Source organism: Cryobacterium sp. HLT2-28, assembly GCF_004402495.1.
Lineage (GTDB): Bacteria > Actinomycetota > Actinomycetes > Actinomycetales > Microbacteriaceae > Cryobacterium > Cryobacterium mannosilyticum.
Map to the genome: position 1 here is coordinate 1 of NZ_SOFH01000012.1, position 15188 is coordinate 15188.

The window sequence follows — 15188 nt, forward strand, 5'->3', positions numbered from 1 at the left end:
TTCAGCTGTGGATAGGCCAACCCTCCAAGGTCGGTAACCCACGTATATCTGAACGGAGGCCCCAGCCTCAAGAGCCGGACACCCTCATATCGTCTAGCGGATTCGGCGGCGGGCCAGGCGGGCCAGGCGGGCCGGGCGGCCCGGGCGGGCCGGTCGCCCGTGCCTGGGCAAGCATCCGGGAACCGGTCCGTTCCCGGCGCCGGTTATCCCGTATCGTAGAGAAGGATATGGACAACTTCTGGGTTAGCGCATTCTGGTCGCTCGTGCCCACCGTGCTGGTCGGGCTGATCTTCTGGCTGGTGATGCGGTCCATCCTCCGGGCCGACCGCACCGAGCGGAAGGTCTACGCCCGCATCGAGGCGGAAGAACGCGCCAAACTCGGGCTCGACAAGCCGGTCACCTGACCCGGCATGTTCGGCATCGACATCTCGACCTTCATCCTGGTGGTCGCCCTCGCCGTTGACTTCACCATCCGCGTGGTCGCCGTCATCGTCGTGCCGCGCAACCGCCGACCCACCTCCGGCATGGCCTGGCTGCTGACCATCTTCTTCATCCCCTACCTCGGCGCCCTGCTCTTCCTGATGATCGGCTACCGCACCCTGCCGAAGAAACGGCTGGAGAAGCAGGAGGAGATCAACCAGTTCATCCTCGATAGCACCGAGGGGATGGAACAGGTGCGCCGGGACCACGTCTGGCCGCCGTGGTTGGATTCCGTCGTCGAACTCAACCGCAACCTCGGGTCGATGCCGCTGGTCGGCGGCAACCAGGCCCGGCTGCTCGGCGACTACGAGGGCACCCTCGCCGAGATGGTCGCCGACATCGACAAGGCCCGCAAGTATGTGCACGTCGAGTTCTACATCCTCTCCCTCGACAAGACCACGGCCTCGTTCTTCGACGCCCTGGAGAACGCCGTCAAACGCGGAGTGACCGTGCGGGTGCTGATGGACCACATCCAGTCGATGCGCAAGCCCGGCTACCGCAAGACCCTGCGCCGGCTCACGGCGTCCGGCGTGAAGTGGGAGCTGCTGCTGCCGCTCCAGCCGCTCAAGGGCAAGTGGCAGCGCCCCGACCTGCGCAACCACCGCAAGCTCGTCATCGTCGACGGCGAGGTCGGCTACATGGGCTCGCAGAACATCATCGACCGCAGCTACAACATGCCTGGCAACATCCGTCGCGGACTCAAATGGAAAGACCTGATGACCCGGCTCGAGGGGCCGATCGTGTCCGGGCTCAACGCGATCTTCATCACCGACTGGTACGGCGAGACCGACGACCTGCTCACCCGTGACATCGAACCGGCGGATGCCGAGGTCGTGCCGCACTCGCTGGACTGCCAGGTCGTGCCCAGCGGTCCCGGGTTCGAAGGCGAGAACAACCTGCGCCTGTTCCTCGCGCTGCTCTACTACGCCCAGGAACGCATCATCATCACCAGCCCGTACTTCGTGCCGGACGAGTCGATCATGTACGCGATCACCACGGCCACCCAGCGCGGGCTGCACGTGGAACTGTTCGTCTCCGAGGTCGGCGACCAGGCGCTGGTCTACCACGCGCAGCGCTCCTACTACGAGGAGTTGTTGCGGGCCGGCGTGATCATCTACCTGTACAAGGCGCCGTACGTGCTGCACGCCAAGCACTTCACCATCGACGACGAGGTCGCCGTGATCGGGTCGAGCAACATGGATATGCGCTCGTTCAGCCTCAACTTCGAGGTGTCGCTGATGGTGCGCGGCCGCTCCTTCGTGCGCGAGCTCCGGGCGGTCGAGGACGGCTACCGGGCCGACAGCCGCCGGCTCACGCTCGACGAGTGGATGCAGCAGCCGCTGCGCTCCACCGTGCTCGACAACCTCGCCCGGCTCACCAGCGCCGTGCAGTAGCGGCGAGGGGCGCCGAGTCCGCACGATCGTCGCCCTGCACTGGGGCGCCGCCGACCTGGTCAGCAGGTCCGGGAGGCGGGATTCCAGGTGGCATCCAGCGGTGTGGGCTGGGCGACGCGCGACGTCACGTCGACCGGCAGGCCGGACTCCGCCGCGACCGAGATTGCGAGCAACACGTCGAGCACATGGGCCGCGACGGCACCGCTCGCGCGCTCGCGCTCGCCGCCGCGAATCGCTCGGGCGAGGTCGAGCACGCCCGAACCGCGTCCGTAGGTGGAACCTGTCGCGGTGAGGGTCATCGGCTCCGTGTGGCCGAAACGCCACAGTGTGGAGTCGCCCTCGAACGTGTTCGGATCAGGCAGGACGATCGTGCCGGCCGTGCCGCTGATCTCCATGAAACCCATCCGCGGCAGGGCGTTCTGAAAGCTGAACGTCGACTGTGCCGACTGCCCGCCGGCGAACTCGACGAGAGCGGCGTAGTGCGTGGGCACCTCGACGGGGAACTCGAGACCGGCACGCGGGCCGCTGCCGATGGTGCGCACGGGGAACGACTTCGAGGAGACGGCGCTCACCCGGCTGGCGGCACCGAATGCGTGTATCAGCGTCGCGACGTAGTACGGACCCATATCGAACAGCGGGCCGGCGCCGTGGGCGAAGAGAAACTCCGGATTCGGGTGCCAGGCCTCCGGGCCGGGGACATGGAACATCGTCGTCGCCGTCAGCGGGTCGCCGATGTCACCGCGAGCGATTGCCCGCATGGCTGTCTGGATGCCCGCCCCGAGCACAGTGTCCGGCGCGCAGGCGACTCGCAGGCCCGCCGCGTCGGCTGCGGCGAGCAGGGCCGCCCCCGCCTGCTGGTCGAGGGCGAGCGGCTTCTCACTCCAGACGTGCTTGCCGGCCGCGATGATGAGCTCGCCGACCTCCGTGTGGACGGCCGGGATGGTGAGGTTCACGACGATCTCGATATCGTCGATCGCAAGGAGCTCGTCGACGGAGCCGTGCCCGGGTATCCCGAAGGCCTCGGCCTGCGCACGAGCACGGCTTAGGTCGATGTCGGCGACGAACAGGACCGACAGGTCCGGGAACGCCGTCATGTTCTCCAAGTAGGTACCACTGATCACCCCGGCACCGATGACGCCGACGCCGACCGGACCGGTGCCGCTCACTGGGCAACCGCCGCGTCGCCGGCGGTGTCGTTCCGGGCGAGCCAGGCGAAGGACGCCGCGACGCCCTCGAAGATGTCACCGCTGTATCCATCGAACTCCACCACCCGTAGCGCGTGCGGCGCCGCCGCGAGGATAGCGGGGATGTCGACGTCCCCGCTGCCCGCGGGAACCTGGTCCCTGAAGGCCTTCGCGAGGGCGTCGGGCACCTCCAGGGCGCTTTCGCTGCTCGGCAACGAGGTGGCGATGTCTCCGGCGACGCGGCCGTCCTTGATGTGCAGGAACTGCACGCGCTCACCGAGCGACCGAAGCAGCGCTGGGGTGTCCGCGCCGCCGACCGTCGACCAGAATGTGTCGATCTCCAGGGTGACGTCGGGGGCGAGGCGCTCGAGGAACAACTCGAAGATCGACCGGCCGGTGACCCGGTTCGAGAACTCCCAGTTGTGGTTGTGGTAGCCGAACCGCAGGCCGGCAGCAGCCGCCTGGACCTGCAGTTCGTTCACCCGGCCGGCAAGGCGGGAGGCGTCGTCGGCCGTCTGCCAGCGGGCGCTCGGAATGAACGGGTCGATCACGGTGCCGATGCCGAGCTGGGCAGCCGCGTCGAAGGTCCGTGCCGGGTCGTCCGAGTCGATGACGGAGGCGTGACCGGACGGAGCGGAGACGCCCGCAGCGGCGAAGGCCCGCTCGTACTCGTCCGCTCGCTCAACGAAGGCGTACGGTTCGACCTTCGTGAAGCCGATCTCGGCGAGTCGCGCGACGGCGCCGTCGAGATCGGCGGAAATCGCATCCCGCACCGTGTAGAGCTGGATGGAGGGTGAGGTCGTCATTTGCTACTCCTGGTGATGGTGTTGGTGTTGGTGTTGCGGCGGATTCGCACATCCGTTGACGAGGTCTCACGCCCTACGGGCGCGGGGTCGTTACGGTGAACGCCGCCCCGAGCAGCGTGGAATCCCGTGACGACGGACCGACCAGGAGCTCGAACTGCCCCGGTTCCACGACTCGTCGACCTGCGGCATCCACGATGCTGCACTCGGCGACGGGAAGTTCCAGCCGCACGCGCGCGGACTCACCGGGTGCCAGCCCGACCTGACGGTAGGTCTTGAGCTCCTTGTCGGTCCAGCTCACCGAGGTGACCGCATCCCGAACGTATGCCTGCACCGTTTCCAGCGCCGGCCGCGCACCGGTGTTTCGCACCGTTATCTGCGCGACGATCGTGTCCGATGCCGTGAGCGCCGTCTCCTCCAGCACGAGATCCTCGTACTGGACGGTGGTGTAACTGCGCCCCTCACCGAAGGCCCAGGCAGGCGACTGGGTGAGGTCCGCGTAGCGGTCGCCGTGCTGGCCGCGGATCTGGTTGTAGTACGTCGGCTGCTGCCCGGCGTGCCGCGCGAACGAGATCGGCAGGCGCCCGGACGGCTCCACCTCGCCGACGAGGATCTCGGCGAGAGCACGCCCACCCTGCATTCCCGGACTCGCCGTCCAGACCACGGCTGCGGCTCGCTGGACGGATGCCGGCAGCACGAGCGGTTTTGACGCGAGCAGCACGACGACCACCGGCTTCCCGGTCGAGATCAGCGCGTCCAGAAGGGCGTTCTGCCCGCCGATGAGCTCGAGCGTCGCCGTGGACCGACCCTCGCCGACGAGTTCGATCCTGTCGCCGACGACGGCGATCACGACATCCGCCTGGTCCGCCGCGGCGACGGCCTCGATGATGAGCGTCTGATCGGGCTCGCACGGCACGACGTGCGACGGGCGGGGCTGACCATCCGGGAAGGTCGGGCCGGCGGGATCCGGCTCCAGGGTGAGGATGTCGGCGCCGCGCGCATGGGTCACGACCCAGTCAGCCGGCGCGATCCGCCGGATGCCGTCGAGCACGGTCGTGATCATCTCCCGCGGCTGCCCGGCGAGCCAGCCGACCTGGCCCGATCCACCGGCCCAGTCGCCCAGTTGCGTCTGAGCGTCGTCAGCCAGTGGTCCCACCACGGCGACCCGCGTCGAGCGCGCAGCGGACAGCGGCAACACTCCGTCGTTCTCGAGCAGCACGATCGATCGGCGGGCCACCTCCAGGTTCAGCTCCGCGTGCGCAGCATTGCCCACGATTCCGGCCAGGTCCGCACGGGGAAGCCGCGGGTTCTCGAAGAGCCCGAGCTCGAACTTCAGCGTGAGGATGCGGGCCACAGCCGGGTCGAACGCGCTCGCGTCGAGAAGTCCCTGGTCGACGGCGGCCAGCGCACCCTCGAAGAACCCCGGGGTCGTCATGATCATGTCGTTGCCGGCCTGCACGGCGGCGGCGGCCGCGTGCGCATAGTCGGGTTGCACCTTCTGCTCCCAGACCATCCGGCCGACGTTGTCCCAGTCGGTGACCAGGGTGCCGGTGTACCCCCACTCGCCACGCAAGACGTCGCTGAGCAGCCACTCATTGATCGTGATCGGCACGCCGTCCATGCTCTGGTAGCCGAGCATGAAGGAACGGCAGCCCGCGCGGGCCACCCGCTCGAACGGCGGCAAGAACCAGGAGCGGAGCTTGCGACGGGAGAGGTCCGACTCGCTCGAGTCACGCCCGCCCTGCGTCTCCGAGTAGCCGGCGAAGTGCTTGGCGGTCGCGAGGATCGCCGTCGGATCGGCCAGGCCGTTTCCCTGATAGCCCCGCACCATCGCCGCCGCGAGCTCGCCGATGAGGAAGGGATCCTCGCCGAACGTTTCGCCCACCCGCCCCCAGCGCAGGTCGCGAGCGATGCACAGCACGGGGGAGAAGGTCCAGTGCACACCCGTGGCCGCCACCTCGACCGCCGTCGCCCGGGCGACCCGCTCGAGCAGGTCTGCGTCCCAGGATGCCGCCATCGCCAGCTGCGTCGGGTAGATCGTCGCGCCCTCCCAGAACGAGTGGCCGTGGATGCAATCCTCAGCGACAATCAGCGGAATGCGCAGCCGGGTGTGGGCGGAGAGTTCATTGGCACGCAGGATCGACTCCGGTGAGGTGTGCAGGATCGATCCGGCATGTTTCCGCAGCACCTGGTCGTCGAGGTCCTCCTGCGCATCGAGTTGGAGCATCTGCCCGACCTTCTCCTCCACCGACATCCGTGCGAGGAGGTCGGCGACGCGTTCGGGAATGGGGAGCGCGGGGTCCTGGTACGGGAGGGAGTCGGTGGAAGACCTGGAGATCGTCATTTCGTGTTCCCTGCCTGACGCCGCGCCGGGGTCTCGACGGTGCGGACGACGGTCATCGTGGCGTTGACGTCGAGGCCCTTCTTCTTCATCGCCCTGGCTCGCTCCCCGGCCGAACGCAGGCGCGGGTTGACGTACTCGTCGATGCCGAAGTTGATCAGCGACAGCGCGACGCCGAGGATGGCGATGCAGAGTCCTGCCGGGACGTACCACCACCAGAAGTCCGGGAAGGCGCCGTTCTGCTGGGCCCAGAACAGGATCGTGCCCCAGTTCAGGTTGGTGATGGGGATCACGCCGATGAAAGCGAGGGTGGTGAGGCCCAGCACCGCTGCGGTGACGGTGCCGACGAAGCTGGAGGCGATGATCGCCATCAGGTTCGGCAGCATCTCCACGAGGATGATGCGGTGCAGAGGCTCGCCGTTCGCGCGGGCGGCCTGAATGAAATCGCGGTTTCGCAGCGACATCGTCTGCGCACGGAGCACGCGTGCGCCCCATGCCCAGCCGGTTGCGGCCAGCACGGCGGCGATGAGGATGAGCGGCGGGTTCTCGAACTGGGACGCGACGATGATGATCAGCGGCAGCCCGGGGATGACGAGGAACACATTCGTCACCGCGGAAAGCGACTCGCTCCGCCAGCCTCGGGTGTACCCCGCGACGACACCCATGACCACGGCGATCGCGGTGCCGATGATCCCGGCCAGGAATCCGACGATGAGCACACCGCGGGTGCCGTAGATGATCTGGCTGAGGATGTCTTCCCCCATGTGCGTCGTGCCGAGCAGGTGGGTCCAGGACGGCGCCTGACGGAGAGCCGTGAAGTCCTTCTCGAGCGCGCCGTACGGGGCGAGGAAATCGCCGAGCAGAGCGACCGCGACGAAGGCGCCCAGGATGACGAGTCCGGTCAGTGACTTCGGGTTGCGGAACATCGCGAACGCCGACGCCAGCTGCGACCAGAACGTCTTCTCCCTGGGCGGAGTGGTCGCTGCCGGTGAACGCCCTGTCTCCGGTTCCGGGCTGCCGACGCTTGCCGGTCCGGCCAGGTTTTCTGCGGTTGTCATCTCAGGCCTCCGTCTGACGTGTGCGGGGATCGAGGATCGCATAGGCGACGTCCGCGAGGACGTTCGCGCACAACACCGCCATCGTGATGATGAGGAACACGCCCTGCATGAGCGGGTAGTCCTTCGCATTGGTCGCGTCCAGCAACAGCTTGCCGATGCCGGGATAGGAGAACACCATCTCCATCACGATCGTGCCGCCGACGATGAATCCGATGGACAGCGCGAAACTGGACAGCTGCGGCAGCATCGCGTTGCGGGCGGCATAGTGCCAGAGCACGCGACGGTTCGGCAGGCCCTTGGCCTGTGCCACAGTGATGTAGTCCTCGTCGAGCACAGTGAGCATCATGTTGCGCATGCCGAGGATCCATCCGCCCAGCGACGCGATGACGATCGTGATCGCCGGCAGTGCGCCGTGAGCGATCACCTGCCCGATGAAGTCGGCCGTGAAAACCGGCGACGACCCCTTGTCGTAGGCGTGCGAGGCGGGGAACCAGCCCAGGGTCGACGAGAAGACCGCGATCGCGATCAGTCCGAGCCAGAAGTACGGCACCGTGCTGAAGAAGGTCGAGATCGGGACGATCACATCCGCTCTGCTGCCGCGCCGCCAGCCGATGAGGGCGCCGGTTGCGGTGCCGAGAACGAACGACACGATCGTGGCGATCCCGACGAGGCCGAGCGTCCACGGCAGAGCCGAGGAGATGATGTCACCGACGGGCGCGAGGCCGTTGGAAAAGGAGCGTCCGAGGTCGCCGCTGAACAGGAGCTGCCAGTAGCCCGTGTACTGCTCCCAGACGGAGCTGTTCTGGTCGAGGCCGAAGAGGATGCGCAGGGACCGCTCGGCCTCCGGGCTGATCTGCCCGGCATTGCGCTGCATGTAGGCGGTGACGGGGTCGCCCGCCATCATGCGCGGCAGGAAGAAGTTGATGGTGATCGCCGCCCACGCCGTGAACAGGTAGAACGCGGAACGGCTGGCGATGAAGCGGACCGGGATCTTCACGCGACACCGCCCCGGGGGCGAGTCGATGCCCTGGCGAAGTGCTTCTCCGGGTCGGGCGAAGCCGACCGGAGCTCCCGGGTGTACTCGTGCTGAGGGTTCAGGATGACGTCGTCGGCGGGTCCGTGTTCGACCACGCGGCCCTGGTGCAGCACCATGATCTGGTCGCTGAAGTGACGCGCTGTGGCGAGGTCGTGGGTGATGTAGAGCACACCCAGCCCCTCCTCCCTCTGCAGATCGGCGAGCAGGTTCAGCACACCGAGGCGGATCGACACGTCCAGCATCGACACCGGCTCATCGGCGACGAGCAGCGAGGGTCGCGACGCGAGCGCCCGGGCGATCGCGACGCGTTGGCGCTGTCCGCCCGAGAGTTCGTGCGGGCGGCGGTCGATGACCGCATCCGCGTCCAGGCGCACCCGTTCCAGGAGGCGCCTGACCACTGTCTCGGTCTCAGCCTTGGGGACGACGTTGTCCAGCCGCAGCGGACGCTCGATGTGGTATCGGATCGAGTGGTAGGGGTTGAGCGAGGCGAACGGATCCTGAAAGATCATCCGCAACGTCTGGCGGTAGCTGCGAAGGCCTCGGCCGTGGCGCGGGATCGGCTTGCCGTCCAGCAGCACCTCCCCACTGGTGGGGGTCTCCAGCTGGGTGAGGATTTTCGCGATGGTCGACTTGCCGCTGCCGGACTGGCCGACCAGGGCGATGGTCTCCCGATCGTGCAGGGTGAAGCTGACGTCGTCGAGGGCGAGCATTGTCGATGCCCCGCGCACCCGGTAGCGTTTGGAGACGTTCACAAATTCGAGCGTGGTCATCGGACCAGCACTCCCCTCTCGCCGGTCAGGCGGGGAAAGGACGCCAGCAGCGTCTTGGTGTACTCGTGCTGCGGGTGCTCCCAGAGCTCGCGCGCGGGTGCGAGTTCGATGATTTCGCCGCCCCGCATCACGGCGATCCGGTCGCTGATCTCCAGCAGCAGGGGGAGGTCATGGGTGATGAAGATCACCGAGAAGCCGAATTCGTGGCGCAGCATCGAGATCTGACTCAGGATCTCGCGCTGCACGAGCACATCCAGTGCCGTGGTCGGCTCGTCCATCACCATCAGCTGGGGGCGCAGAGCGAGCGCCATGGCGATCATCACGCGCTGGCGCATGCCACCGGAGAGCTCGTGCGGAAAGGAGCGGATGCGCTCGCGTCCGACGGCGACGAGCTCCAGCAACTCCTCGCACGCGGCGCGGCGCTCGCGCCTGCTCAGGTCGGGACGGTGCACGCGGAACACGTCGCCCAGTTGTGCGCCGATCGTGGTGACGGGATTGAGCGCGTTCATCGCCCCCTGGAACACCATCGAGATCTTGTCCCACCGGAAGCGTCGCATCTCTTCGACGTCGAGCGCGTTGACGTCGATGTCGACACCGGATGCGTCGTGGAAGGTCACGCTCCCGCTTTCGATCACCGCGGGTGCACGCAGCAGGCGCTGCAGGCCATAGGCGAGCGTGGTCTTGCCGCACCCGCTTTCGCCGGCGAGCCCGAGGATCTCGCCGCGCTGCAGTTCGAGGGTGACATGTTTCACCGCTTCGACGGGCGGATCGACGTCATACACGATCGAGAAGTCGTGCACAGTGAGGAGAGGATCAGGCATGGTTCGTCGCTTTCGTGAAGGTCGGCGATGAAGGGGCGGATGCTGCGGCATCCGCCCCTCCCTGATTCGAGTTACTCGACCGGCTTGAGTTTCGTGAGGATCAGCGGGACGGTGACCTGCAGGGGGTCGGCCGTCGCGTACTGGTCCTTCTCGTTCGGCCAGCCCACGTAGTTGCGGGTGTTGTACTCGCCCAGCACCGGGTGGGTGCCGACCGGGATGACCGGCACGTCATCGACGAAGACGCTCTGGATCTCTCCCAGCGCTGCCGTGCGCTCCTCATCGGTCGCCGAGGTCGCGTACGTGTCCAGCAGTTCGGTGGCACGCGCGTTGTCGTAGCGACCGAAGTTGTAGTCCACCTCGTCGCCCGTCAGGAGCCAGCGTCCGTCCATCGTGTCGGAGTAGAGGTCGTACGGTGTGGTGCCGCTGTCGGTCCAGTGCATGATGGCGTCGAAGTTGCCGGAGCGCTTGTTGGCCCACCAGGTGTCGGCGTCAGGCGTGTTCACCTTCGCGTCGGCGCCGAGGGTCTTCGTGACCTGGTCGGCGATGAGGCTGATGCCGGTGACGTAGTCGTTCCAGCCCTGCGGAACCTCGACGGTGAACGAAACAGGCTCGCCGTCGGGGTCGATCAGGGCCTTCTTGGCCCAGGTGTATCCGGCGTCGGTGAGGAGCGCCCGAGCACCCTTGACGTCCATCGAGAGTTCCTTGCCCTGGTACTGGGTCGCGATGTACTGCTCGCCGACGGGGGTCGGCAGACCGGTCACCGACTTCAGTTGGGGGCCGGCCTTCTCGCGGGCGATCTCGGTGTGCGCCGCGCGGTCGATGACCATGTTGACCGCCTGACGGAATGCCAGGTTGTTGAAGGGCTTCTTCTGGTGGTTGAGGAACAATACGTCGGGCGCCATCACATTCGCCGCCCAGAAGACGTTGTGGTCGGGGTCCTTGTCGACGAATGCGCTCTTCACATTGGGGATGAACGCCTGCGCCCAGTCGGCATCGCCGCTGGCGAGGGCCGTGGTCAGCGCGGTGTTGTCGTTGTACGAGACGTAGTACAGGGTCGGCACGGCGAGGTCGCCGCCCCAGTAATCGTCGCGGGCCCGCATCGTGACCGACTGGCTGCTGAAGCTGTCCAGCGTGTACGGGCCGGTGCCGACGGGCTTGGGGTTGGTGTCCGTGGTCGGGTCAGCCACATCGGCCCAGATGTGCTTCGGAACCATCGGGATGTGCAGAACCTGCGCCTGCTTGACGAACTTCGACTCGGCGAAGGTGAGGACAACGGTCTCGCCGTCCTTCACGATGTCGGTCAGTTGCAGGTTGCCCGTGTCGAACGCGGGAGTATTGCGGATGATGTCGAAGGAGAAGACGACGTCGTCGGCGGTGAATTTCTCACCGTCGTTCCAGGTCACGCCGGAGCGTGGGGTGACGGTGAGCTGGGTGTAGTCGGCATTCCAGTCGACCTTCTCGGCCAACCAGGGGGTGGTCTCGTTCTTGCCGACCGCGTTCACCATCGCGAGGGGTTCGAAGATGACGTTCTTGTAGCCGAACTTGTTCGCGGACGAATCGCCGACCCAGGGGTTGTTCGACTCCGTGGCAATCACGCCGTCGGGCTTCGCGATGGTGAGTGCGGCTCCGGCCTCCGGCTGCGAGCCGGGTGCGGCGCCCCCGGCGCAGCCGGTGAGGGCGAGAGCCGCCACCAGTCCGACGCCGATGAAGGTTGATCTGAGCCTCATTGCTACTCCTTCTGTGATGCAGCACCACCGTGGTGCCCTTTCCCCATCAACTTACTTACTGGTCAGTAAGTTGAGGCCGACGCTACCAACAAGTCACTAATATGGCAAGCGTTGGATGTTGGACCTGATCGTCGTCGCTGAAGGGAGCACCGTGCCGCACGAAGCCAAGAGCAACATGCCCCGCACCAGGCCGGCGACACAGCGCAAGCGCCGGGAGATCCTCGATGCGGCCATCGACATCTTCGGGAACAAGGGCTACGCCAACGGAACCCTTGCCGAGATCGCCGAACAGGTCGACATCACCCACGCCGGAGTGCTCCATCACTTCGGGTCGAAGCAGAACCTGCTGCTCGAGATGCTCACCTACCGCGATGAGACGGACGTCGCGGATCTCGACGAGCACCACATCCCGAACGGACCGGAGCTGTTCCTGCACCTGGTGCGAACCGCCCTCGTGAACTCGCGGCGCGCCGGCGTCGTGCAGGTCTACACCGTTCTCTCGGCCGAGTCCGTCACGGACGATCACCCGGCACGCCCGTTCTTCGAGGATCGGTACTCGACACTGCGAGGCCTGGTCGCGGATGCATTCCGCGTACTGTGCGAGCAAGAGGGAATCGCCGAGCCTGCGACGATCGGCGCCGCGTCGGCCAGCATCCTCGCCGTGATGGACGGGTTGCAGCTGCAATGGCTCCTGCACCCGCAGGACATCGAGCTCGCGGAGACCAGTGAGTTCGCCATCCGAGCGATCGTCAACGGGGTGCTTCATCCGGGACCGGAGCTGTCCCAATATATTCGAGGGTGACGCGAGCACTCGGGGTGCGCGTCGTGTCGCCGCAGGTCAGCCGCGGATCAGCCGCGGAGCGTCATCCGTCACGCCTGCGGCGAACAGAGGCGCGGTTTGGGGGGTTCCCTCGTTACTCTCGATGTATCGGCGCCACAACTGCCCTGGTGCCAAGGGAGCGATCACATGTTTGAGAGATTTACCGACCGAGCTCGTCGCGTCGTCGTCCTGGCCCAAGAAGAGGCCAAGATGCTCAACCACAATTACATCGGCACCGAGCACATCCTGCTCGGGCTGATCCACGAAGGCGAGGGTGTGGCCGCCAAGGCCCTCGAGAGCCTGGGCATTTCCCTCGACGCCGTGCGCGAGCAGGTGCAGGACATCATCGGCCAGGGCCAGCAGCAGCCGACCGGGCACATCCCGTTCACGCCGCGCGCCAAGAAGGTGCTCGAACTGAGCCTGCGCGAAGCGCTGCAGCTCGGCCACAACTACATCGGCACCGAGCACATCCTGCTCGGCCTCATCCGCGAGGGTGAAGGCGTTGCCGCCCAGGTGCTCGTCAAGCTCGGCGCCGACCTCAACCGGGTGCGTCAGCAGGTCATCCAGCTCCTCTCCGGCTACCAGGGCAAGGAGCAGGTCCAGGTTGGGGCCAATGAGACGGCGAGCGGTCCGGCGGGCAGCCAGATTCTCGACCAGTTCGGCCGCAACCTCACCCAGGCCGCGCGCGAGAACAAGCTCGACCCGGTGATCGGGCGCGAGAAGGAGATCGAACGGGTCATGCAGATCCTGTCCCGGCGATCGAAGAACAACCCTGTCCTGATCGGCGAGCCCGGCGTCGGCAAGACCGCCGTCGTCGAGGGCCTCGCCCAGGCCATCGTCAAGGGCGACGTGCCCGAGACCCTGAAGGACAAGCAGCTCTACTCGCTCGACCTCGGCTCCCTGATCGCCGGCAGCCGCTACCGCGGTGACTTCGAGGAACGCCTGAAGAAGGTCACCAAGGAGATCCGCACCCGCGGCGACATCATCATCTTCATCGACGAGATCCACACCCTCGTCGGTGCCGGTGCCGCCGAGGGCGCCATCGACGCGGCCTCGATCCTCAAGCCGCTCCTCGCCCGCGGCGAGCTGCAGACCATCGGTGCGACCACGATCGACGAGTACCGCAAGCACTTCGAGAAGGATGCCGCGCTCGAGCGCCGCTTCCAGCCGATCCAGGTGGCCGAGCCGTCTCTGCCCCACACCATCAACATCCTCAAGGGGCTGCGCGACCGCTACGAGGCGCACCACAAGGTCTCGATCACCGACGGGGCCCTCGTGGCCGCGGCGAACCTCGCCGACCGCTACGTCTCCGACCGGTTCCTCCCCGACAAGGCCATCGACCTGATCGACGAGGCCGGCGCGCGCCTGCGCCTGTCGATCCTCTCCAGCCCGCCCGAGCTGCGCGAATTCGACGAGAAGATCGCCGTGGTGCGCGCCGCCAAGGAGACCGCGATCGAGGAGCAGGACTTCGAGAAGGCCGCCGGCCTGCGCGACGAGGAGAAGAACCTCCTCGGCGAGCGTCTGCGCCTGGAGAAGAAGTGGAAGTCCGGCGACGTCAAGACCACCGCCGTCGTCGACGAGGGCCTGATCGCCGAGGTGCTCGCCCAGGCGACCGGCATCCCCGTGTTCAAGCTCACCGAGGAGGAGTCCTCGCGGCTCGTCTTCATGGAGAAGGCCCTGCACCAGCGTGTCATCGGCCAGGAGCAGGCCATCGCAGCCCTCGCCAAGACCATCCGCCGCACCCGCGCCGGCCTGAAGGACCCCAAGCGTCCCTCCGGTTCGTTCATCTTCGCCGGCCCCACCGGCGTCGGCAAGACCGAGCTGGCCAAGGCGCTCGCCGAGTTCCTCTTCGACGACGAGGCCGCCATGATCTCCCTCGACATGAGCGAGTACGGCGAGAAGCACACCGTCTCCCGGCTGTTCGGTGCACCTCCCGGCTTCGTCGGCTTCGAAGAGGGCGGCCAGCTCACCGAGAAGGTGCGCCGCAAGCCGTTCTCCGTGGTGCTGTTCGACGAGATCGAGAAGGCCCACCCCGACATCTTCAACTCGCTCCTCCAGATCCTGGAGGAGGGCCGGTTGACGGACGGCCAGGGTCGCGTGATCGACTTCAAGAACACCGTGATCATCATGACCACCAACCTCGGCACCAAGGACATCAGCGGCGCGCCCGTCGGGTTCCAGCTCGAGGGTGACACGACCACCAGCTACGACCGGATGGCCGGCAAGGTCAAGGAAGAACTCAAGAAGAACTTCAAGCCCGAGTTCCTCAACCGCGTCGACGAGGTCATCGTCTTCCCGCAGCTGACCAAGCCCGAGCTGCTGCAGATCGTGGACCTGTTCATCAAGCGTTTGAGCGACCGCCTGCTCGACCGCGACATGACCGTCGAGCTGACCCTCCCGGCCAAGGAGCACCTGATCGAGGTCGGCTTCGACCCCACGCTCGGCGCCCGGCCGCTGCGCCGCGCGATCCAGCGCGAGGTGGAGGACCGCCTGTCGGAGAAGATCCTGCAGGGCGAGCTGAACGCGGGCGACCACGTGCACGTCGACTTCGTGGCCGGCGAGTACGTCTTCACCACCACGGCGCGCAAGTCCGCGGTGTCGGTCGGCGTCAACACGACCGCTGCCCTGGGCACCGGGCCGGGCACGCCCGACCTCGCCGTGACCAGCGAGTAACAGCACAGCAGCAGCGAACCAGGCGGCAACGCCTCGAAGGGCCCGGCCATCCGCCGGGCCCTTCCTCGTTCCCTTCCTCGT

General features: G+C 66.7%; 12 protein-coding genes. 4 read left to right on the top strand and 8 right to left on the bottom strand.

Annotation, left to right across the window (positions count from 1 at the left end):
- Positions 1 to 227 precede the first annotated feature (227 nt).
- Together E3O48_RS17575 and cls are read left to right on the top strand one after the other, a co-directional pair.
- Positions 228 to 404, top strand: a complete 177-nt coding sequence (locus tag E3O48_RS17575) for a hypothetical protein (protein ID WP_166788623.1) — start codon at positions 228 to 230, stop codon at positions 402 to 404.
- A gap of 6 nt (positions 405 to 410) precedes the next feature.
- Positions 411 to 1874: a cardiolipin synthase gene (cls, locus tag E3O48_RS05560; protein ID WP_134537624.1), complete on the top strand. Its 1464-nt coding sequence runs from the start codon at positions 411 to 413 to the stop codon at positions 1872 to 1874.
- 59 nt (positions 1875 to 1933) lie between these two features.
- Here cls and E3O48_RS05565 read toward each other — a convergent pair whose 3' ends face one another.
- The 8 genes from E3O48_RS05565 to E3O48_RS05600 all read right to left on the bottom strand — a co-directional run bounded on the left by E3O48_RS05565 (position 1934) and on the right by E3O48_RS05600 (position 11614).
- Positions 1934 to 3040: a Gfo/Idh/MocA family protein gene (locus tag E3O48_RS05565; protein ID WP_134537625.1), complete on the bottom strand. Its 1107-nt coding sequence runs from the start codon at positions 3038 to 3040 to the stop codon at positions 1934 to 1936.
- On the bottom strand, positions 3037 to 3864 hold the full coding sequence (locus tag E3O48_RS05570) for a sugar phosphate isomerase/epimerase (protein WP_134537626.1): 828 nt from the start codon (positions 3862 to 3864) through the stop codon (positions 3037 to 3039). Before E3O48_RS05570 ends, E3O48_RS05565 begins: the two co-directional genes overlap by 4 nt.
- Positions 3865 to 3937: 73 nt before the next feature.
- Positions 3938 to 6205 (bottom strand): glycoside hydrolase family 3 N-terminal domain-containing protein, encoded by a 2268-nt coding sequence (locus tag E3O48_RS05575; protein WP_134537627.1) that lies wholly within the window; start codon positions 6203 to 6205, stop codon positions 3938 to 3940.
- Positions 6202 to 7260 (bottom strand): ABC transporter permease, encoded by a 1059-nt coding sequence (locus E3O48_RS05580; RefSeq protein ID WP_134537628.1) that lies wholly within the window; start codon positions 7258 to 7260, stop codon positions 6202 to 6204. Before E3O48_RS05580 ends, E3O48_RS05575 begins: the two co-directional genes overlap by 4 nt.
- Before the next feature lies 1 nt (position 7261).
- The gene (locus tag E3O48_RS05585; protein WP_134510914.1) at positions 7262 to 8257 is read right to left on the bottom strand and encodes an ABC transporter permease; all 996 of its coding nucleotides are present in this window, start codon (positions 8255 to 8257) and stop codon (positions 7262 to 7264) included.
- Positions 8254 to 9066, bottom strand: coding sequence for an ABC transporter ATP-binding protein (locus E3O48_RS05590; protein WP_134537630.1), 813 nt, complete (start codon positions 9064 to 9066; stop codon positions 8254 to 8256). The genes E3O48_RS05585 and E3O48_RS05590 overlap by 4 nt, the downstream gene beginning before the upstream one ends.
- Positions 9063 to 9887 (bottom strand): ABC transporter ATP-binding protein, encoded by an 825-nt coding sequence (locus E3O48_RS05595; protein WP_134537631.1) that lies wholly within the window; start codon positions 9885 to 9887, stop codon positions 9063 to 9065. Before E3O48_RS05595 ends, E3O48_RS05590 begins: the two co-directional genes overlap by 4 nt.
- Before the next feature lie 71 nt (positions 9888 to 9958).
- Complete coding sequence (locus tag E3O48_RS05600; protein WP_134537632.1) at positions 9959 to 11614, bottom strand: ABC transporter substrate-binding protein; 1656 nt, start codon at positions 11612 to 11614, stop codon at positions 9959 to 9961.
- A gap of 175 nt (positions 11615 to 11789) precedes the next feature.
- Here E3O48_RS05600 and E3O48_RS05605 point away from each other — a divergent pair, with 175 nt between their 5' ends.
- A complete protein-coding gene (locus E3O48_RS05605) occupies positions 11790 to 12416 on the top strand; it encodes a TetR/AcrR family transcriptional regulator (protein WP_134537710.1) in 627 nt (208 codons plus the stop codon).
- A 165-nt stretch (positions 12417 to 12581) separates the two neighbouring features.
- Positions 12582 to 15107 carry an ATP-dependent Clp protease ATP-binding subunit gene (locus E3O48_RS05610; protein ID WP_134510918.1) on the top strand — a complete coding sequence of 842 codons (2526 nt, stop codon included), beginning with the start codon at positions 12582 to 12584 and terminating at the stop codon, positions 15105 to 15107.
- The last annotated feature ends 81 nt before the right edge of the window (positions 15108 to 15188 follow it).